This window comes from Paenibacillus periandrae, assembly GCF_022458865.1.
Classification (GTDB): Bacteria; Bacillota; Bacilli; order Paenibacillales; family NBRC-103111; genus Paenibacillus_S; species Paenibacillus_S periandrae.
In genome coordinates this window covers 16,381-41,410 of the sequence record NZ_JAJNMU010000017.1, presented here as the reverse complement: position 1 = coordinate 41,410, position 25,030 = coordinate 16,381, and the positions used below count along the sequence as shown (strand labels likewise).

Sequence of the window (25,030 nt, the reverse complement as noted above, 5' to 3'; positions counted from 1 at the left end):
TAATTGTTTACTTAATCCCTGAATAAACAAATGCCTTGACAATCTGTTTGGAACAAATCAGATAAACGAGCAGAATTGGGACTACCAAGACAACGTTACCCGCCATTATAGTGTGCCAGTTACTGATACCTTCTGTCTCTCTTAACATCGCGATTCCGAGTGTCAGTGGACGAACCGGGTTTGAGTCTGTCATCACGAGCGGCCAGAAGTAATCATTCCAATGACTCACAAAACTGAATAGTGCGATCGTTGCCAATGCTGGCATGGACATCGGAATCATAATTTTCCAAATAATCTTGAACTCGGAAGCATTGTCCAATTTAGCCGATTCAATAATTTCTTCAAGAGTCTGCATGAAATATTGGCGTAAAAGGAAGATACCAAATGCATTGGACATGAACGGAATAATTTGCGGCAATAAGGTTTTGATCATTCCCCAATCAGCGAGCATCAGATAGACAGGGATGAAGGTTACTTGACCAGGAATCATAAACGCCAAGAGTACCATAGCAAACAAGAATTCTTTACCTACAAATTTATATTTGGCAAAAGCATAGGCAGCCGGTATCATCACAGCAAACTGCAATAATATGATGGAAAGAGTGACGATAATCGAGTTCTGGGCATAAGTCAAAAATGGGCCCGAATTCATCGCCGTCACAAAATTAATCCATTGAGGTATTGCCGGAATCATAGTCGGAGGTATCGCCAAGGTCTCCTGAATAGTCTGTAGCGACGTGGAAATCATCCATAAGAATGGAAAAACGAAAATCGCAAGAGCTGCTAATTTAAGTAACGTATTTAATGTCGACCACAGGTGCTTTAGTTCAAATGTCATGAATCGTCAACCCCCTTTCTCTGGGTAATCCAGGTATTATTGATAATGAACCTTTTTGGAAAGCAAGCGGAAGTAGATAAATGTAAGAATCCCAATAATGGCCATCAGCACAACTCCCGTTGCGGAAGCAAAACCAATATTCGTCGTTCTAAAGCTATAAATGTAATAAACCAATGTACTGGTTGCGTTATTAGGTCCTCCGCCTGTCATGATTCTAACAGTATCAAATACCTTAAAAGAACCAATCGTCATAATGATTAAGATGAAAAACAGCTGCGGTGAAATTAAGGGTAATGTTATTTTGTAAAATACCTTAAACTTTTTCGCATTATCCAGCTCGGCTGCCTCATAGATGCTTGGCGGTATGCTTTGGAGAGCGGCCACTATGATCAAAGTATAATAACCTACACTGTGCCATACCGATACAATAATGACGGAGATCATTGCTGTCTTAGAGCTCTGCAGCCATTGTGATGTCGGTAGACCAAGGGCTTTTAAAACAAAGTTGAGAAAACCCAGGTTGGGCTCCATCAGCCAAAGCCACACAAGAGCAATTGACACAATAGAGATGATATGCGGCGTGAATAAGCCAGCTTGCACGATGCTGTTAAACTTGCTTTGTTTGCTAAGCCATACAGCAAAAAGCAGTGATACAATCATCGTCAACGCGACAACACCAATGGTGTAAACAAACGTATTGCCCAATGCTTTGTAAAAATCTTCACGCAGGAAGACCTCTTTGTAATTGTCTAAGCCAATGAATGTACTTTTAGCTTTATTCATCAGGTTATATTTAAAAAGGCTTAAATAAATCAAATGCAGCATCGGGTAAATGACAAAGGTAAAAATACCTATCATGGCAGGCAAAACCATGAGATAAGGACGGAGTTTACTCCATATTAGTTTTTTATCCATGCGATTAACCTCTCAATGCTTCTATGTATTCATGAAAGCGTCCATCTTCCTCGCCAATACGGTTTCCATCTGCCCCAAAGAAAAATATTTTGTTGGCTGCCACTTCCAGATATACCTCTTGGTCCACGGTGAAATGATCCTCAATGCATTTAATCATATAAGAGCTGTTTTGATATTTTACTTGATAAACCGTTTCAGATCCGAGCATTTCCCTGGTGGCAATGACTCCACGGATCGAAAAGTGCAGTCCCCCAGGTTGTTTAGACAAAACAGCACTTTCCGGGCGAAATCCGTATTTGATTCCATCAACACCCAAATCATCAATATTCATCGGTGGAACTCCGATGAACTCCGCAGCAAACCTGTTGCCCGGCTTACGATACATAATATCCGGCGGTGCTTCCTGCTGAATAAGCCCTTTATTCATCAAGACGATCGTATCGGCCATAGACATCGCTTCTACCTGATCATGAGTCACATACACAAATGTAGTGCCAAGCTTCTTATGCAGCTCGATAAGCTCAATGCGCATCTGCACCCTGAGTTTGGCGTCCAGATTGGACAATGGCTCATCCATCAGGAATACCGATGGCTGCTTGACCATAGCCCGGGCCAGCGCGACACGCTGACGTTGACCGCCAGATAATGTCGACGGCTTACGATCCAGATATTCGGACAACCCCACCGTAGCGCTGATCGATTCCACCAAACGGGTCCGCTCTTCTTTGGGCACCTTGTTATTTTTCAAGCCGAATTCAATGTTCTCCCTCACCGACATCGTAGGGTAGATCGCATAGTTTTGGAACACCATAGCAACTCCTCTTTGACCAGGTGCAATCTTCGTTACGTCCTTGCCATTAATAAGCACCGATCCGGATGTCTGGGGGTCAATACCGGCAATCATTCTTAGAAGTGTCGTTTTCCCGCAGCCTGACGGACCTACCAGAACGGTAAATTTGCCATCTTCAATTTTCAAGTCCAGGTCTTTAATAACATCGTGCTTATCAAATGATTTCGTAACCTTTACAAACTCTATAGATGCCAATTGGACCCCTCCTTATATGAGTAAAATTTTAAACGTCATTACTTTTCTACGTTATCGTTGTCGCAGATTTCTTGAAGCGCAAAATTCATTGACTTCGTCCATCGTTGGAATACCGTCCTGAGCGTCTAATTTCGTTATCTTTAAAGCGCTTACAATCGTTGCAAACCTCGCAGCGCTACCCAAGGCTTCACCGTCAGCAATCGCACAAGCCAACGCACCTGCAAACGCATCTCCCGCTACCACGGTATCAACGGGATTTCATTTCCGAATAATGTATCTCCATGACCAGGATAATGATCGGTTAGAGCTACAATATCCATATTGATGCTCCCCACTACAGTAATCGTCACCTCACACTTCCTTTCCCTATAGAACTGAACGGCTATTTATGGCAATACTCCCTCAAATCTGCAACCGCTTGCTCCAATCTCACGCCCTGCATGAATAAACTTGATGTTCCGCATACGAGCATGTCAGCCCCCTTTTCCATAACCTGAGGAATCGCAGCCAAGCTGATATTTCCATCAACCTGAATCGATATATCCATACTGGAGGCATTAATTTTTTGTCTCAAATCTGCGATTTTCCCGAGCGTGCTTGGAATAAATTTCTGGCCTGCAAATCCCGGATTAACGGTCATTAAACAAACATAATCTACAGTATCCATCACATAATCCAAAATACAGAGGGGAGTTGACGGGTTAAGGGCTATGCCTGCTTGAATGTTTCGATCCCGAATGGATTGAAGCACTCTTTGCAAATGGATTTTGGACTCTGCATGGACTGATATCATATTGGCCCCCGCATCTGCAAACATGTCTATAAATCGTTCCGGTTCCTCAACCATCAGATGCACATCAAACGGTTTGCTTGTATGCGGACGCAGTGTCTTCAGCATATCGGGTCCCATGCTAAAATTAGGAACAAAGCTTCCATCCATAATATCAAAATGAAAAAAATCAACATTTCCCTGATTCAAAATTTGCACAGATTCTATTAAACGCCCCAAATCTGCACACATTAATGAGGGTCCTATCATCGCCATCGTCCACACCCCATTTGTCTGTTTCAAAGCACATAATTATTCATTTCAACAAATCATTCTTCGAAATCAACTCAATAGGAAGATTATATACTATATATTATTTGTTTTCAACATAATTATTACCAAAAAAGAAACCAATCACAGATTGATTTCTTTTTAATACAGAATTATATGAAGGAGGCGATGCTTAGCTGACTACTACGACATTGATGTCACTTGAATCCATTTCTTGTAAGGCTTCAACTGGCATATGATTGTCGGTGACAAGCATGCTTACTTCCTCCAGCCCTATTAATCGGACTAAGGATTTTCTTTGAAACTTACTGCTGTCTGCCAATAAAATCAGCTGGTCCGAAATGGAGGCGATGCTTTTTTTTAATTGTACATGTGCTTCATAGGGCTCGCTGATCCCTCTTTGCAAATCAAAGCCCTGGCAAGAGAAAAAGAACTTGTCCACATGGTAGCCATCCAGCATTTTCTCGGCTGGAGTACCGGTATTGCCTAACGAATGCCTATCCAGATAACCACCAATCAAAAATATTTGGATATTTGTTTTTTTGATCAGCTCGTAAGCTATGGGAATGGAGTAGGTGATAACCGTAACCTCTTTGTTTGGAAAGTATCTGGCCATTTGCAGGCAGGTCGTACTGGCATCAAGGGCTATCACATCCCCGTCCTTAACCAAGGAGGCCGCGTACTCGCCTATGGCCCTTTTTTCTTCCGCTTGCACCAATTCCCGCTGCAGTACAGGGAGCTCCGGGCCTTCTTTACGGTTAAGCACAGCGCCGCCATGTGTACGAAGCAGTGAGCCTTCATTCTCAAGCCGTTCCAGATCACGGCGAATCGTTTCCTCCGTAACCCCGAATCTTTTGCTCATATCAGATACGCGGACTACACCCAATTCTTCCAGCAGATTCACAATTTCTTTTTTTCGATCATTACCCGCTAAGGTCTCCACTCTCCTGGATGTATTGTTTTCCACATTTACCACCTTACCCTATGCTTATTATTGTGATATCCCATCAAAGAATCTTTATTTTGTGAGTTTTTATGTCCGTTTTACAGACTCCATTGTTAATCATTTTACTTCATCTTTGAATGAAGGGCAATGCCGCAACAATTGAAATAAATTAATGTTTAGTAAATTTGGACATATGTCCACATGAAAACAATTGATTGGGCATCTTTTGTGGTTTGAAGTAAAATGAAAATGGTCAATACGGACTCGTCCATTACCAAGTACGCCCCGGTAGTGGGAGCGGACCGGACAACCGTCAATATCGATATGAAGAACGGTCTGCTGACGCCACGCCAACATCTTTTACAAAGATGCTCTTGTAACAGGAACCTGATTCATTCCTGACTTACACAAAAAAACGGAACCGCAAGCAGAAGCTTGTTGTTCCGTTTTTTCTATTATGTGAAAATAAAGTAGAATAAAGTGCTATACACCTACATGCAGCTCGGGATGGTTGCGATAAAATTCGGCCCAACGCTCCAGTTCATTTGTCGTGATCAGATCCGTTGGGTATTTGGCAGCGATAAGCTCCATATCAGCTAACGTATCGACGGGCCAAGGCCCGGAAATAATGCCCCGCTCTTGCATCATTTGTGAATATTGCGGTGTCATGAAGCGAAGCTGTACACCCAAAAAGTCACAGTCGACTTCTTCCATAAACGGAAACACGTAAGGCATACTGCCACTAGCGATAATGCCCAATCTAATATCTTTATCCAGCTGTCTTGTCTTGGCAATTGAAAAATGGTCGAAACCAATGATTCTGCACTGGTCCAATGTGTCCGTTTTGCGTATAATCTCCAGTGTCTTTTCTTCCACTCCGGAATAAAATTCGCCACATTGCTTCACTTCTACCAATATCGATATTTTACCCTTAAGCAGGTTCAATGCTTCTTCTAAGGTCGGGATCGTTTCTACTTCCTTAACGCGGAAATACTTAAGCTCATCCAAGGTATAATCACGGATAAAGCCCTTACCATCCGTCATCCGCTCAATCGAATAATCATGCATAAGGACTGGAATACCGTCTTTACTCAAATGAACATCAAGCTCCAGATGCGTAAAAGACAAATCAACAGCAGCTTGAAAGGAGGATAGTGTATTTTCCGGATATTTGACCGGATAGCCCCGGTGAGCAACACCTTTAATTTTCACAATAATATCTCCTTAAATATCAATTTATTGGATTTATTTGAGTTCAAGTACCTGCAATGCCGTTTCTTCCGTTGTAATCAGCACATTCAGCAGCTTTCCTTGCAAAGCACCGCTTATAGCTTGCACCTTGTGCGCGCCTTGCGCCACACAAATACGCAACTCGATATTCATCAAATCTTCCGTCGAGGTGCCTACGACCCTTTCGCTGATGCGTGGAAGGGAGAACTTGCCCTGCTTGTCATAGCAATGAAACAGAATCTCTCCTACAGAGGCTCCACTTAACTCCTCATAGGTTAAACCGGATACCAGATTTAACGCCAATAAGGTGGAATCTTCACCAGCGTGGCCAATACTGAACACAATCGTTTCCATTTTGCGGATTTCCAGCATGATCTCCTGTATGCTCGGGTCCTTCATAAAGCTTTCCTTGCTTTCAGCGCTGCCGGCAATCGCAGGTGCTGGAAACAAATGAGCTTTGCCCCGAAGCGCTTGAGCCCACATCTGAATGATCGAGGAGGCAGGAATCTGATCTTCCTTGGCACCAAAACCGCCTATCAGCTGATAAACCTTCAGCCCCGGACGCGAATCGCACAGATGCAGCTGGGTGCCGATTGCGTTCAGCGTCTTCCCCCACCCAAGCCCAATGGCCCCGTGTGAGGGCAGTACGGAATCCAGATATTGAGTCGCCATGGCCTCAAAAGGGTTTGCTCCTTGATCGCCCCGAAACACTACGCAGTCCTTCAAGCCGTACAGCTTGGTAAGTTTGCGTTCCAAGGGCTCATGCCGACAGCTGTCTAGGTCGGAACGAATTTGGATTTGTACAATCCCTCTTTCCCTCGCCTCATTTAAGAATCTGGAAACCGAAGATCTTCCGATATTTAGCTGCACAGAGATTTCCTGCTGGCTCATGCCAAGGACGTAGTACATCCGTGCTACCCTCTCCAGAAAGCTCTCTTTTGACAAATGCTCATTTTTACTATTTCCGCTCATATGATTCAAATTGGCCCAATCCTTCAACAAAATATCCAACTATAGGATAATTATTGTCCGATTGCACCGCCTCCCATTCCCAGAATGCCTTTCGAATATCCTTGATCTCCAAATCAACCTAATCATACGTCCATAATTGCACAAATGCTCAAATATACGATCATTTTATCATGTCAGCACAACGATTACAACCTTGTGTTAACCACATAGAAGGTATATGATTTCGCATTTTATATCGGCTGTGTCAATGTTTCATAGTGAAGTATAATCAGGTCGTGGACAGGATGTCCAATCGGTATTCCGGTAAAATGGGCAGCAGCTTGATGAATCCCTACAGCCTTAATTTTCGCTTGGATTTGTACAGCTTCCTCGTCTGAACTGTAATCAAACAGCAGTGCCGTCGCGATGACCCTTGATAAATGATAAGGCTCTATCCCCAATTGAAAGGCTTGAAGCGCGGGGCGAACCAATCGGTCATTCGGGGAAAGCTTACGGATCGGTGAGCGACCCACACGGACAACCCCATCAGATAAATAAGCATTGCCAAAACGGCTCATAATTTTTTGGATATATTGTGTATGCTCTTGCAGATTCAGACCATGCTTCTTAACCAGCAAGGAGCCCGTTTCCTCCAGCACCTGCCTGACTTGAATAGAGATAGCCGGATCAGCCATCGTTTCATGGATCGTTGCATAACCGTTCAGATAGCCCAAATAAGCGGCACAGCAATGTCCGGTATTGACGGTAAAAAGCTTGCGCTCGATGTAGCTCTCCAACTGATCAACATAACCCGCCCCCTGTATCTGGACAGCTCCCGGCGGCATGCCTTTACGATCGATCAGCCACTCATAAAAGGGCTCGACGGTTACCTCCAACGGATCATCATGACTTTGAATGGGCACGATCCGATCCACAGCCGTATTAGTAAAAAATACAGCTTCATCCGCCCTGCTGCATGCTTCACGGCTTAACCGTTCATACACCTGCTTCTTCAATAAAGAGCTTGCATGGATTGCATTCTCACAGGCTATGACCTGAAGTGGACCTGACAAGCTGTTCTTAATCCTTTGTTCTATGCCTCGCGCAATGACATCGGCAATCGATCCAAGCAAATTCACCCCTACCGCTGTAGTTATCAGATCGGCGCTGGCGATTTGCTGGATAACCTGTGCAACCTCATTACCATTAATCGCTGATACACCATTGACCTCCATGCTATCGTGAGACTCGGTTGCCAATGAAACCGTATAGCTCCCTCTTTGACGAAGCAGTGATACTACCTTATCATTCACATCCACAAAACAGATCGTATAACCTGAACGGGAAAGCAGCAGTCCGATAAATCCTCTGCCAATATTGCCTGCACCAAAATGTACGGCTCTCATGATCACACTCCATTACCACTTCCCAACACGATTCATATTTTGAGCAAATGTCCAAAATATAGCATTTGACCAAGTTGAATTCATTGTATCACACACAAACGAATTGCCGCAATACCGAATTGGAAGCTGCTGGAGACCGTTGTATAATGATTAATCTTGCTGTCCATGCTTTCCAAAACCTCTCATTGGTAAAGCTCCTTGGTTGATATGATAAAAGATCACGGCCCTTCTTCTTCATTGGTTGGTAATCGTACAATTTTACAGTTATTGCACTTTTTGCTAAAAACAAAAAAAATAGGACTGCATCAGCCCTATTCTTCGATGGTATGGCCCTATCGGAAGCCTCGTTCCGGTCAGGATTAGCCTTCTTCAGCTTAGCAGCTGATCATCCAATTAACGCCATATTTATCTTCCACTTGCCCGTACATGCCACCCCAGAATACCGGCTCGAGCGGATGTTTCACTGTGCCGCCTGCCGCGAGGTTATCGAACGCTTCCCGGCCTTCGGCTCCGGATTCGAAGTTCAAATTCAGACTGATGCCGTTCCCCTGCGTAAGTGGACCGATGGAATCGGCCATGAAAAAGTTGATTCCTCCGGCAAGCAGACACAAGTGCATGACTTTGTCTTTGATCGCCTCATTCGGCTCTGGTGCCTGACCATGCGTCATAACGGACTGGATCTCCCCGCCAAGCGCTCCAATATAGAACTCCGCTTGCGTTCTGGAATCCTCCGAAAATAGGAATGGTATAAGTGTTGCCATCCTCCATCATCCTTCCAACCAGTTATTGGGTATGTTCATTGCCATTATAGCATGACTGAAGAGGGAGAATTTCTTATCGATTGCGGTGATTCGGACCAGAACTTAGACTTAGGTTCATCAGGAAGGGTTGTTCACTTTACTGTGACGGCTCAATATTTCATTGCTCTGCAGAAAGCGATGGATTTGCTCGTTTTCCTCCGATGTAAATTGTCTTAATGGCTGTCTGGCTGTAGGTGTGCTGATAACCCCCTGCTGGTATAATACATATTTTTCGTAGGGTATCACGTCAAAATTCATCAGATGCGAGATAATAGCGTTGGCTTTACTTTGCAGGGAGCGGACTTCCTCCCATAGTCCACCCTGTATGGACGTATACATGTCCGTATACAGACTGGGCATCATGTTCATCGTACTGCCCACAGCACCATCCGCTGCGATTAAGGCCCCCCCTGCGAAAACCTCGTCATGACCGTTCCAGATCAGGAAATCGTCCCCACACCTGGAACGAATCTGTTCCATTTCGAACAGGTTCAGCGAGGTGAACTTCACTCCGATGATTTGCGGATTTTTCGCCATCTCTTCGTAGAAATCAAGTGAGAGTTGAACGCCTGTGGCACCGGGGAAATGGTAAATAATCATTGGCAGCTTCGTGGCCGCCATAATCGTTTCATAGTGCTTCTTAATTTCTCTGACTCCTACTTTATAGTAAAAGGGCACAACCGCAGAGATTGCTTCTGCTCCCGCCGCTTCCGCATGCTGGGCAAGCTCAACGGACTCCATCGTACTCATACTGCCGATGTGTGAAACAACACGCGCCCTGCCGCCAGACGCCTGAATGACCGTTTCTAGTACCTGCTTACGCTCTTCCCGCGTCATCAGGAAGCCTTCTCCAGTGCTGCCTCCAACATAAAACCCGTGAATGCCATGTGTGATTTGATGCTGTACCAATTGTTCCAATGAGGGGAGGTCAATACCTCCGTTCTCATGCATAGGGGTAACCAACGCTGTAAAAATCCCGTGAAACCGTTTGCTGTTCGCCATTTTGTTATTGCTCCTCTCGTTATCTTAGGTATTAGCGTACAGGACGTGGGACCTCCAAGGTGTTCATATTTTCTAATAAACCTCTCATATTTTTAAGAATTCGATTTTTTCGATAGTATGTTTTCATTTTTTCAGCTTTGCTTATTCGTTCACGGCCAATATAATCCGAGTAATCCGAGTTATGTACAGTGAATTTATTTTTGGAATGCAGCAGAACTACTCAGCCTTGTTGCATACGAAACTGTGTACCAGAAGAGGTGGGCTTTTTATCGACCACTGCACCCAAAATTAATAACCGAACAAACGAAGCGATAAATCGCGAAGTTGCTCGGTTATTTTTTGGTGTCAAGTATTCTAAAATGCTTCGATCGGCTTCTGTAAAGCGGCTGCTGGGCATTGGACCGAAGTTCCGGTTTCGGGAATACTGGGATTTTTTAACCTGGATGCCGGACAATTGTCCGTTTCCTCCCGATTTGTTTCCCATTTGCCGGGATTGGTCATGTCCGGGATGTTCCCGACCAGAATGTCCTGATATTGGCGGGCTTTTTCTTCCAAATGGGCAACGCGGGCCTTGGCTTCTTCGAGCTGAACCAGTGCCGCTTCCCTATACTCCATCATAAGTGCGAAGCGCTGTGGAACGGTGGAATCACCTTCGAGGCAGAGGTCGACATACGTTTTGATGTTTTCAATCGGCAGCCCAGTCTGCTTGAGGCATTTGACACCATACAGCCAATTGATCGATTCTTCGTCGAACAGCCGAATGTTGTTTTTATTTCGTTGTACGCTTGGCACCAGGCCCTTATCCGTGTAAAAGCGTACGGCGTGCTCGGTAAGTCCTGTTATCTGAGCGGCATCTTGGACCGTATACATGTGCAATCCTCCTTGGAAAAAAATATTGAAGACGGCTTGACTTCGTGTTACACGAAGGCGATAGGATTATTGTAACGCAAATCGGCCGGAAGCGGAATCCCCGCTGCGGTGCCCGATTTCTGGGAAACGCGACCGTTTGCAGATTTACATTTGAACAATGGGAGGAATTCATATGCAAACCGTAACCTTGAACAATGGAGTGAAAATGCCGATCATCGGCTTCGGTGTCTACCAAGTTCCCGATGCTGAAGAATGCGAGAACACTGTATTTGAAGCGCTGAAGGCTGGATATCGCCTGATCGATACCGCCGCCGGTTACCTGAACGAAGAAGCGGTTGGACGCGCAATCAAGCGAAGCGGCGTACCTCGGGAAGATCTATTCATCACGACCAAGCTCTGGATTCAGGATGCCGGCTACGAAAGTGCCAAGCTGGCATTTGCCAAATCTTTGAAGAAGCTGCAGCTCGATTATCTTGATCTGTACCTGATTCACATGCCGTTCGGCGATTACTACGGCGCGTGGCGTGCGATGGAAGAACTGTACCGCGAAGGCAGGATCAAGGCGATCGGCGTCAGCAACTTCCTGCCTGACCGTCTGATGGATCTCATCGTTCATAATGAAGTCGTGCCCGTTGTCAATCAGATCGAAACGCATCCGTTTCAACAGCAGATCGTGAGCGCTGCTTTCATGAAAGACCAGGGGGTGCAACACCAGTCATGGGCACCGTTCGCCGAAGGACGTAACAACTTGTTCGACAACGAAGTGCTGACTTCAATTGCAGAAAAACACAACAAATCCGTCGCCCAGGTTGTGCTGCGCTGGCTTGTTCAGCGCGACGTCGTTGTTATTCCCAAATCAGTGCGCAAAGAGCGGCTCATCGAGAACTTCGATATTTTCAATTTTGAGTTGAGCACGGAAGATATCGCATCGATTTCCACCCTCGATTCGGGGGAAAGTCTTTTCTTATCGCTCAACGACCCGGAAGTCGCCAAGGCGTTGGGCACCTTGAGAGTCGATCTGTAACCATTGATAGAACCCCAAAATCATCGATGATTCATCCTCATATGCACATATGCGTAAGCGTCAAATAGCCCCCATCTGGTAAAGTCAGCTGGGGATTCTCCATCTTCATCTATCTTTTGGATGAACTCTTTATGGTAAAACTCATATCTAGAAGGAAGTCTCTTACTGATATAATTCCAGAACCATATTTCATCAAAATCATTAGGTCTGTTTACCAATAAATCAGGTAGATTGTGAAATACATCTGCGATAATATTGATCTCAGCCATATCCTTTTTAGCTTGTACCCATGATTTAAGATTCGACCATCTGATCCGGGCATAGGATGCACTTCGTATGTCTAGCAATAAATAATAAAATAGGGATGTATAAGCTCTTGTTCTCGAGGCATTTATATTATCACTACCTTTTAGTAAAATTGACCGGGTATTTGAAAAATAACATCTATTGGGAATGCGCCCTATTTACTTGAATTCAATTTTAGGCACGTAAAAATTCAATTTGTTCAAGTTTTAACTGAAGCATGCTCCATATCTCTAATTCATCACTATCTGAGCATTGTACAATAATTTTAGTGCACTCCGTTGTAGTTTCGACTTTGTTAATTGTGCCAGTTATGCTTATTGATTCGTTAAGGGAAACTTCATATCGACTAAACCATACCTTCATTGTTATTAGCATCCTTGTAATGAAAATGCTCGTGACAGATATCATCCATCCCTACAAGATTGCCGCTTTTTTTATGGTAATATGCAAAGTTTTTATTGAGAGGTAATTTAAGTAGCTGGTAATTTGTATCCCTTGGTAAAGAATTCAATGCAGTAAGAGCTTTTTCTTGAGTAGTATACAGCCCGATCGGAAAAAAATTAGGAAATCTACTACTATCACTAGCAACAAATATTCCCCATACCGTTTCTGATTTCATATGTATTCATTCCTTCTCTATCTCATATCCCTGTTTAGTGAACTACCAATTGAATCGACAGAAAGTAAACCTTACTAACTTTAGATATATTTATTTTGTATGTAACTGTAAGGTCTGTCAAACATTTTGCTGACTTGGTCATCAACTCGCCTATTATTAACCTCTCATATTTTTAACCGGGAATTTGTTTTATAATGAGATTACGAGTAAAGGAGGCAGCTCCATGTATCCCGACTACCTGTTCGAATATCCGAATCGTGAGACTCTATTTCCCTTTTACATGAAAAAAAAATCGTATCAAGCGGTGGCTCCGCATAGACACGACTTTATTGAGCTTTCTTACGTTGCCGCAGGCAGCGGTCAGGAAATCATTAATGGAAGCGAGCATGCGATGATTCCCGGAACCTTTGTCCTGCTGCTTCCTTTTCACATACACAGCTTTCGATCTACTCCTGGTGAATCACTCACCCTGTATACCTGCAATTTTCCTATTGACCTGCTGACGGAAGGAAAGGAAGCCGAGCTTGGTCTGGCGCATCTGCTTACCGTTCAGGAGGATAGTTCTCGCTCGTTTGTAATGGTTCCTGAAAGCGACCGGACCCGCATATGTCGTCTACTTGATGAGGCGCTGAGTGAATTTGAAGCGGATACCCCCTATAAGCATCTGGTTTTGAAAGGAAAGCTGCTTGAAGCGCTGGCACTGTTCCTTCGTTATCGCTCAATACCATCAGCAGATGATCAGGCTGCCCCTCTCTCCAGCATATCTGCAAAAGCCAAGCTCGTGACAGCCATCGTTCAATATATGTATCAGCAGTACATGGAGCCGTTGTCGCTTGCACAGGTAGCCCGGCATTTTCACATCACTCCAGCTTACCTTAGCGATTTGTTTCATAAACAGTACGGTATCCACTTTGTCGATTTCCTCCATGAGCTGCGTGTTCGACATGCCTGCAGTCTGCTGCTTTCCTCAGATATGCCGATCGCAGAGGTATGGGTGGAAGCGGGCTTCGGCTCGTATCCGAGCTTCTGCCGTATTTTCCACAAAATAAAGGGTATGGGCGCCAGAGATTACCGTGACAGCCAGCACCAGAAACGGCTGCTCCCTCAAAAGTGATGATGCTGATGCCGCTGGCACAGCCGTCGGATTGCTGATCGTCGTGTAGATGACTATCGGGTCACGGGAATCAGTGGTCTAGCACTAAGCATCTACAAGGGGGCATTATGCATGATGAAAAATAACGAAAATCATCAACGTCCAACGATCGCTTTAACGGGAGTGGACGAATATATAGGATATAGCCTGCTCAAGCAATTGTCAGGACAAGCCGAGGTTATCGCATTATCCAGATATGTCGATAAACGAGAGCATAGGGAGCACGCAGAGTGGCGAGCCTGCGATTTTTTCTCTATAGATGATGTGGAGAAGGGTCTTGAGGGTACGGATTACGCCGTATATTTAATTCCTTCCATGCTGTCGACCGCCAGGCTGACACAGGCCAAATTTGAGGATATAAACGTCATTCTCGCTGAGCATTTTGGACGCGCGGCTCAAAAGAATGGCGTGAAGCAAATCGTGTATTGGAGCGGCCTTGTTCCACCTGATACGAAGAAGAACGCACTTTCCCGCTTCTTGCACAGTCGACTTGAGGTGCAGCAGATCCTTGAATCCTTTGGGATTCCAGTTACGACGATTCGTACAGGTTTGATTGATGAGCCTGAGAGCTCATCGCTCTCCGAAGTAATGAACACATTAGAGCATAGTATTGGCAATGAAGAGCTGTTCGGAAAAACGATGGATATCGGAGGGCTTGATGTCACGACCTATGAGGAAATGCTCAAGCAAACAGCCGAGGTGGAGCGCATAATGCGGAAGCATACGGTAAAATCCGATGTACGTTCTGTTCAGCGTATCCTGTTGCCGGAAGGTAAGAACGCCACCTGGACTGCCGCCTATTATTTGTCCTGGCTGTCGAGCTTCGCCAAGCCCTTGCTGAGAACCATAATCGATGACTCCGGGATATGCCGTGTTTATATTGCATGCGACCGAAGACCGCTGCTGGAGCTGACTTATTCCTCACCAAGTAGCGCATCGGCGTATGCTGTATACCAGATTACCGGCGGCACGTTCGTAAACACCAAAGAGTCACTCCACGGTAGGCTCGAGTTTATGCAAATTCCAGGCACTCAGGAATGTATCGTTGCGATTCACGATTATGTGCCCTCCTTGCCTTGGTTCCTATACAGCTTCACACAGGCCAAGGTACATATCTGGGTGATGTACGCCTTCAGGAAAAATCTGCTTCGTCTCATCCTCCAGCATGACCTTTGACACCCCCAAGAGTCGCATCTACTGCGGCTCTTTTTTCGTCGTATCCAGACATTTCTTTCACATTCCAATAGTTGACAAATTTCATTTATGCTTGTAATATCAAATTCAACAGGTTATATTTACATTCGTAAATGAAATATCAGAAAGGATGGTTCCATTATGAGCACGATTCCCAAAATATCGGAATCCGAGTGGGAAATTATGAAAGTCATTTGGAAAAGCAGCCCGATCACCTCAGAGCAAATCCTGCTTCAGCTGCCCGATGAGATTCAATGGAGCGAGCAAACTGTTCGCACCTTTGTGAACAGGCTATTGAAAAAGAAAGTAATCGGCTTTGAGAAATCAGGAAGAGGTTACAAATATCACCCCCTATTTTCCGAAAAAGAATGCGTTAAGGCGGAAAGTCAGTCTTTTATAAAAAGAGTTTTTGGTGGTGTCGCAGGCAGTATGGTTACCAATTTTTTGGAGGAGGCGCATTTGTCCGATAAGGAGATCGAGCAGCTGCAGAAGATTTTGACGGACAAGCAGGATAAAGCCGATAACAAGCCACAGGCATAATGAAGCTGCCCAAGTACATGTAAAGAGGTAAACCTATGGATATTGTAAATAACATTTTTGTATGGTTTGTGTATGCGACCTTTGCGGCAAGTATTGTTGCCTTGTTGGTGATTTCGATTCAGAAGTTATTTCACCGTTATATGAATGCCCGCATTCGACATGCGTTATGGTTGATTGTACTGATCCGATTGCTGCTGCCCGTTTTCCCAAACAGCGACGTCAGTATTTTTAATATGGTGCCGTTCGCAACCGAATTGAGTAAGGCTGCTGCCGGTATCGTTTCTTTTGTGCAAATCGATCTATCTAACAATGGAACAAGAATCAACCAACAAGATGAATTACTTCCCAATGATAACAGCAGGTTAAGTCAGGATTACGTTCACATGGAGCCAACTCTATCAACACAAAGGATGGAAGATTCTGAACCTGCTTCTGTACAATCACATAACTTCGGTTTAAAAATCTTGGCGCCTGTATGGCTTATAGGCGTAGTTACCATCCTTACGTACTTGATATATTGCATGGTAAAGATGAGAAGAAGATTCAGCACACTCCGATTGGTCACAGACTCTTCGATCATGCAAGTAATGGATGAATGCAGAGCGAAATTCGGCATTTCGTTACCGATCCCAGTATACACAGGAAATTTTGGTATAAGTCCATATATATCAGGGGTGATTCATCCGTGGATCTATTTACCGGAAGCAATCGGCAAGGAATTGAGCCCCTCTCAGCTTTCACATGTCCTGTCTCATGAATTAGCCCATTATCGAAGAAAAGATATGGCCTGGAATACAATCGGAAGCTTGATTCTTGCGATCCACTGGATGAATCCTTTGGTCTGGATTTGTATCAGGATGATGAAGGCAGACAGAGAGCTCGCCTGTGATGCTTACGTATTGGAGGTGCTGGGAGAAGCAGAGGCTATACCGTATGGGTTGACGATTATTGAATTTCTCAAGCGATTTTCTGCCAAAAGAAATCAGCCGAACCTGCTATATTTTCACGAATCGAACAACCATAATCAAATTGCAAGGAGGATGACAATGATCAAGTCTTTTAAAAAAGGATCGTATAAACTATCAGCGATTGCGATCATAGGCATGGCGATCCTGGCTGCTGTAACGTTAACGAATTCTCACAATCCCCTCCTGGCCATCAGTACGGATAACACGCTCGCAGCAGCCGAAACCACAATGAAAGATCGAATTCTGTTTGATTCCCCTTTCCGGGATTATAACCGTTTGGATAAGGCCGCTCGGATTGCTGATTTTAAGTTTAAAGTCCCAAATATATTGCCTGAGGACTACAAATTTGAGAGCGTACATCTGAATTCAAAACAACCTGAAGAAAGCAAGTTAACCAAAGCATCTTTGTTTTATGAAGCTCGTCAAGGAAACAAAAATTATGGAAATTTTAAACTAAACGCAGTGTTTGGTGGAAACGGACTGGAAGCCGCATATGCGATAATTGAGCAATCCGAGCAACAGCTCAAAATAGGTGAATTTGAAATAAAGAAAGAACCCCTGATCATTCAGCATATGGACGTTTTAAAGGTAACAGTAGGTTCAGGAAAGCGAGAAAAGCTGTACTATATATGGCAGGACCAGGATATCCAGTACCAGCTTTACGGGAACGTTTCAAATCAAGACTTCCTTACGATGATAGGCTCTATGAAATATCCTGATGAACAGATGAACGAACGTTATACAAGCGACTATATGTTGAACATTCAAATCTATGATACAGATGATTTACAGCAGGCACCGGAATTAATCGGATTTACACCTAAATTTCCGCTGCAGCTATTGGGACAATTTCAAGCAACGAATGCTTTTGTCACCAAAAAGGTCAATTTCAGCTATCCAATAGACGATGAGGATAAGAATACAAGACTTCTCAGCATTAGATACCAAAAGACTGACAATAACAATCGTACTGTAAACAGTTTTTCTTTCAAGCAAATCAAAAACGGACATACGTATCAAGATATCAAAAACAGCGGATATGTTGACTTCTATCGTATAGACGGGCAAAAACATGAGGTCAAGGTAAGCCCCATAGAGGTAGCAGGAATGGAAGTGCTCAAAACAGAGAAGTACAAAATCGACGGTCCATTAAGTGGTGCGAATGAGGCGGATTTTGTAAGCTATTTCTGGATCGAAAATGATGTGTGCTTTCAAGTGAATTTTAAGGAAAATGAATCACAACAAAATGAAATTGTAGCTTACTTGATAAACGCAAAGGCTGCAGACCTTAACAAAATGAATTAGGTATATAAGGCTGTACCTTACCAATGAAGGTGTGTTGCACCTTTTATGACAACAAAACTATGACAAGCAACTCGAATAGAACTAAAGTAAGGATTGCAGCGTCACTTGGCCCATAAAATGCGCGATGTACTACGGGATTAGAAACTCTTAAATAAATATGGGCGGAATCGCAATTTACAATTACACCTTCGTAAACATGACCGTCTATTGTCTGAATACGAACTGAACGATTAACATGAGAACTGCAAATATGATGTATACGATTACGAATTGTTCTTAATGTGTGTACTACGCCCGGGTCTGCCTGATATAAAACCTGATGCTGTGTTGCTGGATATTGAAAGCTCATTAACATGACCTCCATAATACTTCATAATTACTTCGGTTCATTTTATGCGAGTACCTAGTCCTAAATTCGTTCTTTGCTATTTTTGTTATGGGGATGAAAAAACGTCCAGTGCTCTACACAAGAGCATTGGACGCTTCACGTTGCCAAATCAGGAAAACGTATGAACAAGCGGGTACCCTTACCCTGCTCACTCTCCATACATAAGCCGTATTTCTCTCCAAATACCAGCTGAATTCTGCGATGCACATTCATCATGCCAATCCCGCCATGTCCCTTGCCACCAGACAGATTGGATTCAGCCAGTTGGTTCGTATCCAGCTGACTCTGCAGAACAGCAAGACGATCAGGAGCTATGCCCACTCCGTTATCCTCAACTACCATCACCAAATCATCGTCCTCAATCCAGGCATCCAGCCGAATAAAATGATGCTCCTCCAAACCATCCGCAAAGGCATGCTGAAAAATATTTTCAATTAAAGGCTACAGCGTCAGCCTGACCGTTTTCTTCAAAAAGAACTGTGGAGGTATCCGCACATCCAGCTCAAACTCCCGACCGATGCGATGCTTCATGATCATCATATAATTGAGCACATGCTTTAGCTCATTCACGATAGCCGTCTCTTCAATATCGGTTTGTACGGAATAACGAAACATCGAGGCGATGGCATCGACAATTTCGGTGATTTCTTCGGATTGCTGGATCACAGCGTAGCAAATAATATTTTCAAAAGTATTGTACAGAAAATGAGGATTGATTTGCAGCTGCAGGGATTGCAATTGCGCCTTTTGATGCTCCAGCTCGGCGTCCTTTTTACTTAATTCAGTCCGGTATAACGTATCCATCAGCTCGGATAAGCTCACAACCATCAAATTATATCGTTCAATCAGCTCATCCAGCTCATTACGAGTTCGAAGCTGCGGGATCTTGACCCAATTGCCCTGCTCAGTTTGGCGCATGCCCTTTTTCAATATCTGGATCGGCTTGGTAATATTGCGGCCAAATCGATACGATAGCAGCAAAGCGATCAGCAGCGTAATGCCTCCCACCCAGATGGAAGACATCCGAATACTCGAAAGCGGCTCGTTAATATCAGCAGTCGGCAACGACACCATCAGATTCCAGCCGGAGTATGCAGACTTCAGACTGACCACCATTCGCTCCTCACCACCGGAGGTATCGATGAACGCTTCCAGCGGGTTCGACTCCAGCTTACTCAGAAGCTGCTTGTCGACAAAGCTGCCGATCTGCTTCTTATCCGGATGATAGACGATCCGTCCCTCATTATCGACAATGGAAAAGAACCCGTTGGGTCCAAGGTAGATCCCTCGCCATAGCGTTGAAAATTCATTGGATTTGATCTCAATCGCCAAAATCCCTTTGAATTCGTTAAACACCTCACCGTGGATTTTGCGTGCCAACGTAATAAACTGATTGCTGCTTCCGGCAAATACGCTATTGTTAATAATCGTCAGATTTCCCTGCGCATCGGCCTCTTTATCCAGCTCCTCCAGTGTAACCTCAGGCAGCGATCGGCAATCGGCTTCAGCGCCGGATTCTCATAATACACCCAGTTATGGTTGTAATCGATCAAATATACCGTCATGATCTCAGGAGATTTGATAAACAGCGGATCAATCACATTAACCTTCAGCTTATTCGTAAACTCATAATACTCGTAATCTCCCTGTGGAGGCGCATCGAGAAATTTTTTAACGTCCGTATTGGTGAACAGAGATAAATGGGCCCGCTCATACAATTTCAAATACAAATCGGTATGATTGACCGCATTCGAGACGATTTCCTTAAGATGCTGCTCATTCTGTTCACTAAGCTTCTTGGACGAAATATGATAAGAGAAAAATCCGATCGAAGCCGCGGTGATGATGACAACGGATGCAATATAGGCAAAAATACTTCTGGCGAGCGTTGGCTTCATTATTTGATTCCCATCATATGCCGGTATTCCAAGGGCGACAATCCGGTGACCTTCTTGAACATGCGTGAAAAATGCGGATAATTCTCGTAGCCGACCTCATAGGCAATATCGTTAGTCCGATAGTGCGGAATTTCCAGCAGCTTTTTGGCCAGCTCGATTCGTTTCATAATCCGGTATTGAACGAAGTTTTCCTTGTGCACCTTTTTGAACAGCAGGCTTAGATAAGGCGGGGTAATCCCGAGATATTCAGCCACATCCTCAAGCGACAAGTCCTTCGTAATATGCGAATCCATATAGTACTTGGCCTTCTGCATCAAATCCTGCCCACCCCGCTGCAGGGCCAACTCATCAATCATTTCCAGGATTTGTATTTGAAGCCGTGCAAAATATTGCAATTTATCGACAGCGTCCGGGATTTCCTCACCCTGCGGGTGAAAGCCTTTGACGGATAAACGTTTCTTGAGCATCGTCAGGCAGTCCTTCAACAGCTGAATGAAATCCGAATCGGAGGTCGCGGCCGTACTGCAATATGACCTTAACTGCTCCAAATGCAGCTCAACCTCCTCAATCCGCAAGGACCAGATCGCTTCAACAATTTTTTCGATCCATTCCTTATAACGAGATATGGAAAAGACAGCATGATTGCTTTCGTATACGAGCTTATCCAGCAGACTGTGAATTTTGGAGGGAATAAACGGCTTCAGCACGTACTCCTTAACCCCATACGAGATGCAGGCTTGCGCGTATTCAAAATCACTGTATCCGGATATGATCACCTTTTGAATCAAAGGGTATTTCTCATGAACCTGCTTGCACAGCTCAAGACCATCCAGCTTGGGCATTCGGATATCCGTAAACAGCAGCTGAGGCATCGATTCCTCAATCATTTGGAGTGCTTTCAAACCGTTACTGGCTGTTCGAATGGAATCAAAGGTATGCGAATGCTGCTTCAGCATAACAACAAGACCTTTGAGTATAAGCGGCTCATCATCTACAACCAGAATATGCTTCATGTGCCGTCCTCCATTGTGTCCAGGGATCAAAGTCTGGATGCGTTAATCTCCCATGATGACGCCGGATTTCTGATTATAACGGTCAGTTGCTTCTTTTATGATATCATTCCCACCCTTGGATTTCCATTCCTCCAGCACCTTCGGCCAATCGGAAATCGGCTCCTTGCCGTATACCATTTTCAGCATATGATCCAGTATAACCGGCGGCATGTCCGAGAATTTAAGACCGGCATCCGTATACTTGGCGCTCGCTGCGAGCTCAGGCTGGAATGCAATTCCGTTACGACCTTCCTTCGTTACAATAGTATCGAACTGCTGAACCAGCTTTTTACCATCCTCTGTCGTATTGAGCAAGGTCCGATTCAAGGCCGTATCTTCAACCAATCTCAGCATAACGGAACGGAACTGCTCCTCCAGGGTACCCTCCGGTGTGGTTGGCTGCTTGTAAGCTACCTTACCATCCTTCATCGTTTATGTGTCGCCCTCAATACCAAAGTTGAAAAATCTGTCGCCCGCTTCGGTAATCATATAATTGTGGAATTTAACGATGGCTGCTGCCTTTTCTTTGCTGACCTTGCTCTTAATATAAGAAAGTCCGCCTGTGTAGCTGTATTTCATCATGCCGCCTTTGCCGTCATCCCCTACAGGTGAAGGTATGATGATGACCTCGGATTTGGCATTCGCTGGCTTGGTGGTGTTGATCCAGTTGAGCAGCAGATTGGCATTATGATTCCAGACACCCGATTTACCGGCATTGATATTATTTGTCCATTTGTTACCGTCCAGACTGGCAAAATCCTTCGCCATTAAGCCCTCGTCATACATCGTCTTGTACACCTGCAACGCCTTTTGCATGGCTTCGACCTTGAAAAACTTAGGAACAATCAGATTGATCAAAGTCCCACAAACGGTAATCATGGCACTGATCCCAAAAGCTCTCCATATCGCAGCCTGATGCAACACGGTTGCGTAGTTCGCCATGGTAAACTCCACTGGCCATAAAATCACTTTGCCAGTGCTAAGCGCAACCGAACCACTCAGTGATTGCGCGATAATATTCAGAATCGGCAGCAGCATCGTCAAACTAATCAGTAATAAAATCAATGGATTGAGCAGCGCCAATCGGCTTGTTTTGTTGGATGGTGACATGGTTTTATCTCCTTAGCAAACTAACTTCGTATTTATGATCTGAACTTTATATTGTAGTTAATTGTCCAAAAGACATAGGACAATCTCCTTTTTCCCTAATCTCTACTCTGTCTTAAAGGTTCGGTGAGCACGCAGCGGAGCGGCCGTGGTATTCTGCAGAAGCGTAGCGTTCGCCTTTGTTCATGGATTTCTACCGATACATCTCTTATCCAATCAGGAAATCCATGAACAACAGCGATCGGAAGAACACTTCGGCCGCGCAGCGTCCCCCTCACCATACGCTCTCACCACACGCTCCTCACCACACTCTGCTCACCGAACCTTTAATACAACCCCTCACCTGTTACTCGCTTGCTAAACGTATTCGCCGTAACAATCAATACAAACCCAATCACCGATTTAAACAACCCAATCGCCGTCGTATAGCTGTACTCCCGTTGAATGAGTCCCACCCTGTAAATGTACGTATCGAGAATATCCCCATTTGAATTCGTCAGCGGATTCAGAAACACAAATACCCGCTCAAAGCCGAGATCCAGAAAATTCCCGATCTGCAGCAAAAATAATATTGTAATTGTCGTCATAATCGAAGGAATCGTGATGGAGATCGTCTGTCTCCACCGAGTCGCTCCATCCATTTGCGCAGCCTCATACAGATCGGGGTTGATGCCGCTCATGGCGGCCAAATAAATGATTGTGCTCCAGCCCGCATCCCGCCAAATTCCCGAGCTTACGATAATGGTACGAATGTGGGAGTCCTCACCCATAAAGTAGATCGGCTCCTGTCCAAACCAGGCAAGGACGTGGTTCACCACACCATGGGTAGGTGACAAGATTTCTATCACAATTCCGCCAACAACGACCCATGATAAAAAATGCGGCAAATACACCGCTGTCTGGACAAATCGCTTATAGAGCTGATTACGCAGCTCATTCATCATTAAAGCTAATATAATCGGAATCGGAAACCCAAAGACCAGCGTGTAAACACCGATAGCTAATGTATTTTTCAAAATTCTCCAAAAGTCTGCGAACTCAAACATACGCTGGAAATTAGCCAGTCCTACCCATTCACTTTTCCAAATGCCCTCAAAAATACTGTAATTTTGAAACGCCATCATCGAGCCTGCCAGAGGAATATACTTGAAAACTACAAAATAAAGTATTCCCGGTAGGGATAGCAGATAAAGAATTTTATACCGGTTGTAGTAGGCTAACAAACTCACATTCACACATCCCATCGTTGTTGTTATATGTGAATCTTACAGCAGGGGTCTGAATAGAGGGAGTCCGTAATTTAAACATACTTATCTTTTTTTAAGATGGGTGTAAATCTATGGAAGAGTACAACAATATTGGAAGTAATTTCACTTTCAATGATTAGGGGGAGTTGCATGCGGCGGTAAAATGAGTGAATGAAGCGTAGACGAAATTCAGGGGCATCTCCACTCGTAAACTGGACGTTCAATGCCCAATTGTACAGGAGTACCCCCGAACGAAAAACTTACTTTAACTCAACAAATCCTCGGGAATAAAAGCCATATAAGTCAGCTCCGGATCAGAAGATTTCATATAAAACACGGCAACCTTCGTACCATTCTCGTCCATGTATAGAACGCCGTTATCATTGGTCATTCCATCCAGCACTTCTGGAGCAGGGGCCCTTCTTGCTTGGGAGGATAGCAAAACCTCATCGTATTTATCCGTAATCATGACAGTGCCCTGCAGCGCCGGATCGACAGTATCCAAGATCGATTGTAAAGGGGCCGCCTTGAAGACAATGACGATCGTCGCATCCGGTCCGGTTGGGTCCGTCAATGGCAGCGATTGAAAAAGAGCCAGCCCGGTTCCCTTAAAGCTATCCTTCGAGGTCTGGCCGATATGAAGGTAGTTCTTGTTCTGGTACGATTTGATCAGCTGATGCCATGTTGAATATTTCATGGAGGTGTACGACCGGGTGGAAAAGAACTGTTCAGGCGTGTCCACAGCTTGTGTACTTACGATTGCATGATTGTTTTTGACGTACATGTACACATCCAGTATCGATGGATTGGCTGCTTTATACCTGTTCAAGCTTTTCATCACAAGCTCGTCGGCGGCCTTTTGGCTGACCAGTGAAGGCTCCTGAGCATACAAATAATCACGAACATTCGGGTCAGAAGCAACTCGCAGGTATACCCGATTCATCTGCTTGATTTCATTGTCCATGGTTTGCTTCACTTGCTTGAGCGCTCTCATCGTTTTCTCTTTTTTTTCATATTGCATCATCTGAGAGGAAACGAAGTGTACCGCGCCGCTAACGATAAGTAGTATTAGACCTAATCCCCCTACTAACAGCATCAGTTTCATTACTGGTTTGTTTGACAACATGCTGGCCATGCGCATACCTGTTTACGATCCCCTTTTTGAA

At 44.5% G+C, this 25,030-nt stretch carries 25 protein-coding genes and 1 pseudogene; 5 read left to right on the top strand and 21 right to left on the bottom strand.

Translation table 11 applies throughout. The features are described 5' to 3' along the window. Positions 1-7 precede the first annotated feature (7 nt). From LRL21_RS26605 to LRL21_RS26550, 12 genes and pseudogenes are all read right to left on the bottom strand, one after another. The gene (locus LRL21_RS26605; RefSeq protein WP_240418805.1) at positions 8-838 is read right to left on the bottom strand and encodes a carbohydrate ABC transporter permease; all 831 of its coding nucleotides are present in this window, start codon (positions 836-838) and stop codon (positions 8-10) included. A gap of 36 nt (positions 839-874) precedes the next feature. Then, positions 875-1,753: a carbohydrate ABC transporter permease gene (locus LRL21_RS26600; RefSeq protein WP_240418804.1), complete on the bottom strand. Its 879-nt coding sequence runs from the start codon at positions 1,751-1,753 to the stop codon at positions 875-877. A gap of 4 nt (positions 1,754-1,757) precedes the next feature. Continuing rightward, complete coding sequence (locus LRL21_RS26595; RefSeq protein ID WP_240418803.1) at positions 1,758-2,798, bottom strand: ABC transporter ATP-binding protein; 1,041 nt, start codon at positions 2,796-2,798, stop codon at positions 1,758-1,760. 51 nt (positions 2,799-2,849) lie between these two features. Then, positions 2,850-3,044: pseudogene (locus LRL21_RS26590) on the bottom strand (PfkB family carbohydrate kinase); the annotation flags it as partial. A gap of 136 nt (positions 3,045-3,180) precedes the next feature. After that, positions 3,181-3,870 (bottom strand): ribulose-phosphate 3-epimerase, encoded by a 690-nt coding sequence (gene rpe, locus LRL21_RS26585; protein ID WP_240418801.1) that lies wholly within the window; start codon positions 3,868-3,870, stop codon positions 3,181-3,183. Positions 3,871-4,030: 160 nt separating this feature from the next. After that, positions 4,031-4,825 (bottom strand): DeoR/GlpR family DNA-binding transcription regulator, encoded by a 795-nt coding sequence (locus LRL21_RS26580; RefSeq protein WP_240418800.1) that lies wholly within the window; start codon positions 4,823-4,825, stop codon positions 4,031-4,033. 462 nt (positions 4,826-5,287) lie between these two features. Next, entirely contained in the window at positions 5,288-6,016 is a 729-nt protein-coding gene (locus LRL21_RS26575; protein WP_240418799.1) for a glycerophosphodiester phosphodiesterase, read from the bottom strand. A gap of 33 nt (positions 6,017-6,049) precedes the next feature. Continuing rightward, positions 6,050-7,045, bottom strand: coding sequence for a sugar-binding transcriptional regulator (locus tag LRL21_RS26570; protein ID WP_240418798.1), 996 nt, complete (start codon positions 7,043-7,045; stop codon positions 6,050-6,052). A 191-nt stretch (positions 7,046-7,236) separates the two neighbouring features. Beyond that, positions 7,237-8,391 (bottom strand): mannitol-1-phosphate 5-dehydrogenase, encoded by a 1,155-nt coding sequence (locus LRL21_RS26565; RefSeq protein ID WP_240418797.1) that lies wholly within the window; start codon positions 8,389-8,391, stop codon positions 7,237-7,239. A gap of 374 nt (positions 8,392-8,765) precedes the next feature. Next, on the bottom strand, positions 8,766-9,152 hold the full coding sequence (locus tag LRL21_RS26560; protein WP_240418796.1) for a VOC family protein: 387 nt from the start codon (positions 9,150-9,152) through the stop codon (positions 8,766-8,768). 117 nt (positions 9,153-9,269) lie between these two features. After that, positions 9,270-10,193 (bottom strand): N-acetylneuraminate lyase, encoded by a 924-nt coding sequence (locus tag LRL21_RS26555; RefSeq protein WP_240418795.1) that lies wholly within the window; start codon positions 10,191-10,193, stop codon positions 9,270-9,272. Between the two features lie 354 nt (positions 10,194-10,547). Beyond that, entirely contained in the window at positions 10,548-11,063 is a 516-nt protein-coding gene (locus tag LRL21_RS26550) for a MerR family transcriptional regulator (protein ID WP_240418794.1), read from the bottom strand. A 172-nt stretch (positions 11,064-11,235) separates the two neighbouring features. Here LRL21_RS26550 and LRL21_RS26545 point away from each other — a divergent pair, with 172 nt between their 5' ends. Beyond that, positions 11,236-12,087, top strand: a complete 852-nt coding sequence (locus LRL21_RS26545) for an aldo/keto reductase (protein ID WP_240418793.1) — start codon at positions 11,236-11,238, stop codon at positions 12,085-12,087. Between the two features lie 652 nt (positions 12,088-12,739). On the opposite strand, the gene LRL21_RS26540 is transcribed toward LRL21_RS26545, so the two are convergent. Then, positions 12,740-13,012 carry a hypothetical protein gene (locus LRL21_RS26540; RefSeq protein ID WP_240418792.1) on the bottom strand — a complete coding sequence of 91 codons (273 nt, stop codon included), beginning with the start codon at positions 13,010-13,012 and terminating at the stop codon, positions 12,740-12,742. A gap of 223 nt (positions 13,013-13,235) precedes the next feature. On the opposite strand from LRL21_RS26540, the gene LRL21_RS26535 reads away from it, so the two are divergent. From LRL21_RS26535 to LRL21_RS26520, 4 genes are all read left to right on the top strand, one after another. Next, a complete protein-coding gene (locus LRL21_RS26535; protein WP_240418791.1) occupies positions 13,236-14,126 on the top strand; it encodes an AraC family transcriptional regulator in 891 nt (296 codons plus the stop codon). A 111-nt stretch (positions 14,127-14,237) separates the two neighbouring features. Then, positions 14,238-15,341, top strand: coding sequence for an NAD(P)H-binding protein (locus LRL21_RS26530; RefSeq protein ID WP_240418790.1), 1,104 nt, complete (start codon positions 14,238-14,240; stop codon positions 15,339-15,341). 159 nt (positions 15,342-15,500) lie between these two features. Further along, positions 15,501-15,899 (top strand): BlaI/MecI/CopY family transcriptional regulator, encoded by a 399-nt coding sequence (locus LRL21_RS26525; RefSeq protein WP_076228944.1) that lies wholly within the window; start codon positions 15,501-15,503, stop codon positions 15,897-15,899. A gap of 35 nt (positions 15,900-15,934) precedes the next feature. After that, positions 15,935-18,172 (top strand): M56 family metallopeptidase, encoded by a 2,238-nt coding sequence (locus LRL21_RS26520; RefSeq protein WP_240418789.1) that lies wholly within the window; start codon positions 15,935-15,937, stop codon positions 18,170-18,172. A 484-nt stretch (positions 18,173-18,656) separates the two neighbouring features. On the opposite strand, the gene LRL21_RS26515 is transcribed toward LRL21_RS26520, so the two are convergent. The 8 genes from LRL21_RS26515 to LRL21_RS26480 all read right to left on the bottom strand — a co-directional run bounded on the left by LRL21_RS26515 (position 18,657) and on the right by LRL21_RS26480 (position 24,990). Further along, positions 18,657-18,959, bottom strand: a complete 303-nt coding sequence (locus LRL21_RS26515) for a sensor histidine kinase (protein WP_240418788.1) — start codon at positions 18,957-18,959, stop codon at positions 18,657-18,659. 42 nt (positions 18,960-19,001) lie between these two features. Further along, a complete protein-coding gene (locus tag LRL21_RS26510) occupies positions 19,002-19,940 on the bottom strand; it encodes a sensor histidine kinase (protein ID WP_240418787.1) in 939 nt (312 codons plus the stop codon). 50 nt (positions 19,941-19,990) lie between these two features. Continuing rightward, positions 19,991-20,458 (bottom strand): hypothetical protein, encoded by a 468-nt coding sequence (locus tag LRL21_RS26505; protein WP_240418786.1) that lies wholly within the window; start codon positions 20,456-20,458, stop codon positions 19,991-19,993. Beyond that, positions 20,458-21,471: a response regulator transcription factor gene (locus tag LRL21_RS26500; RefSeq protein WP_240418785.1), complete on the bottom strand. Its 1,014-nt coding sequence runs from the start codon at positions 21,469-21,471 to the stop codon at positions 20,458-20,460. The genes LRL21_RS26505 and LRL21_RS26500 overlap by 1 nt, the downstream gene beginning before the upstream one ends. A 42-nt stretch (positions 21,472-21,513) precedes the next feature. Then, entirely contained in the window at positions 21,514-21,939 is a 426-nt protein-coding gene (locus tag LRL21_RS26495; RefSeq protein ID WP_240418784.1) for a type 2 periplasmic-binding domain-containing protein, read from the bottom strand. A gap of 3 nt (positions 21,940-21,942) precedes the next feature. Continuing rightward, positions 21,943-22,620 carry a hypothetical protein gene (locus LRL21_RS26490; RefSeq protein ID WP_240418783.1) on the bottom strand — a complete coding sequence of 226 codons (678 nt, stop codon included), beginning with the start codon at positions 22,618-22,620 and terminating at the stop codon, positions 21,943-21,945. Positions 22,621-22,943: 323 nt separating this feature from the next. Continuing rightward, complete coding sequence (locus LRL21_RS26485; RefSeq protein WP_420832488.1) at positions 22,944-23,846, bottom strand: ABC transporter permease; 903 nt, start codon at positions 23,844-23,846, stop codon at positions 22,944-22,946. 283 nt (positions 23,847-24,129) lie between these two features. Continuing rightward, positions 24,130-24,990, bottom strand: coding sequence for a cache domain-containing protein (locus tag LRL21_RS26480; RefSeq protein ID WP_240418781.1), 861 nt, complete (start codon positions 24,988-24,990; stop codon positions 24,130-24,132). Between the last annotated feature and the right edge of the window lie 40 nt (positions 24,991-25,030).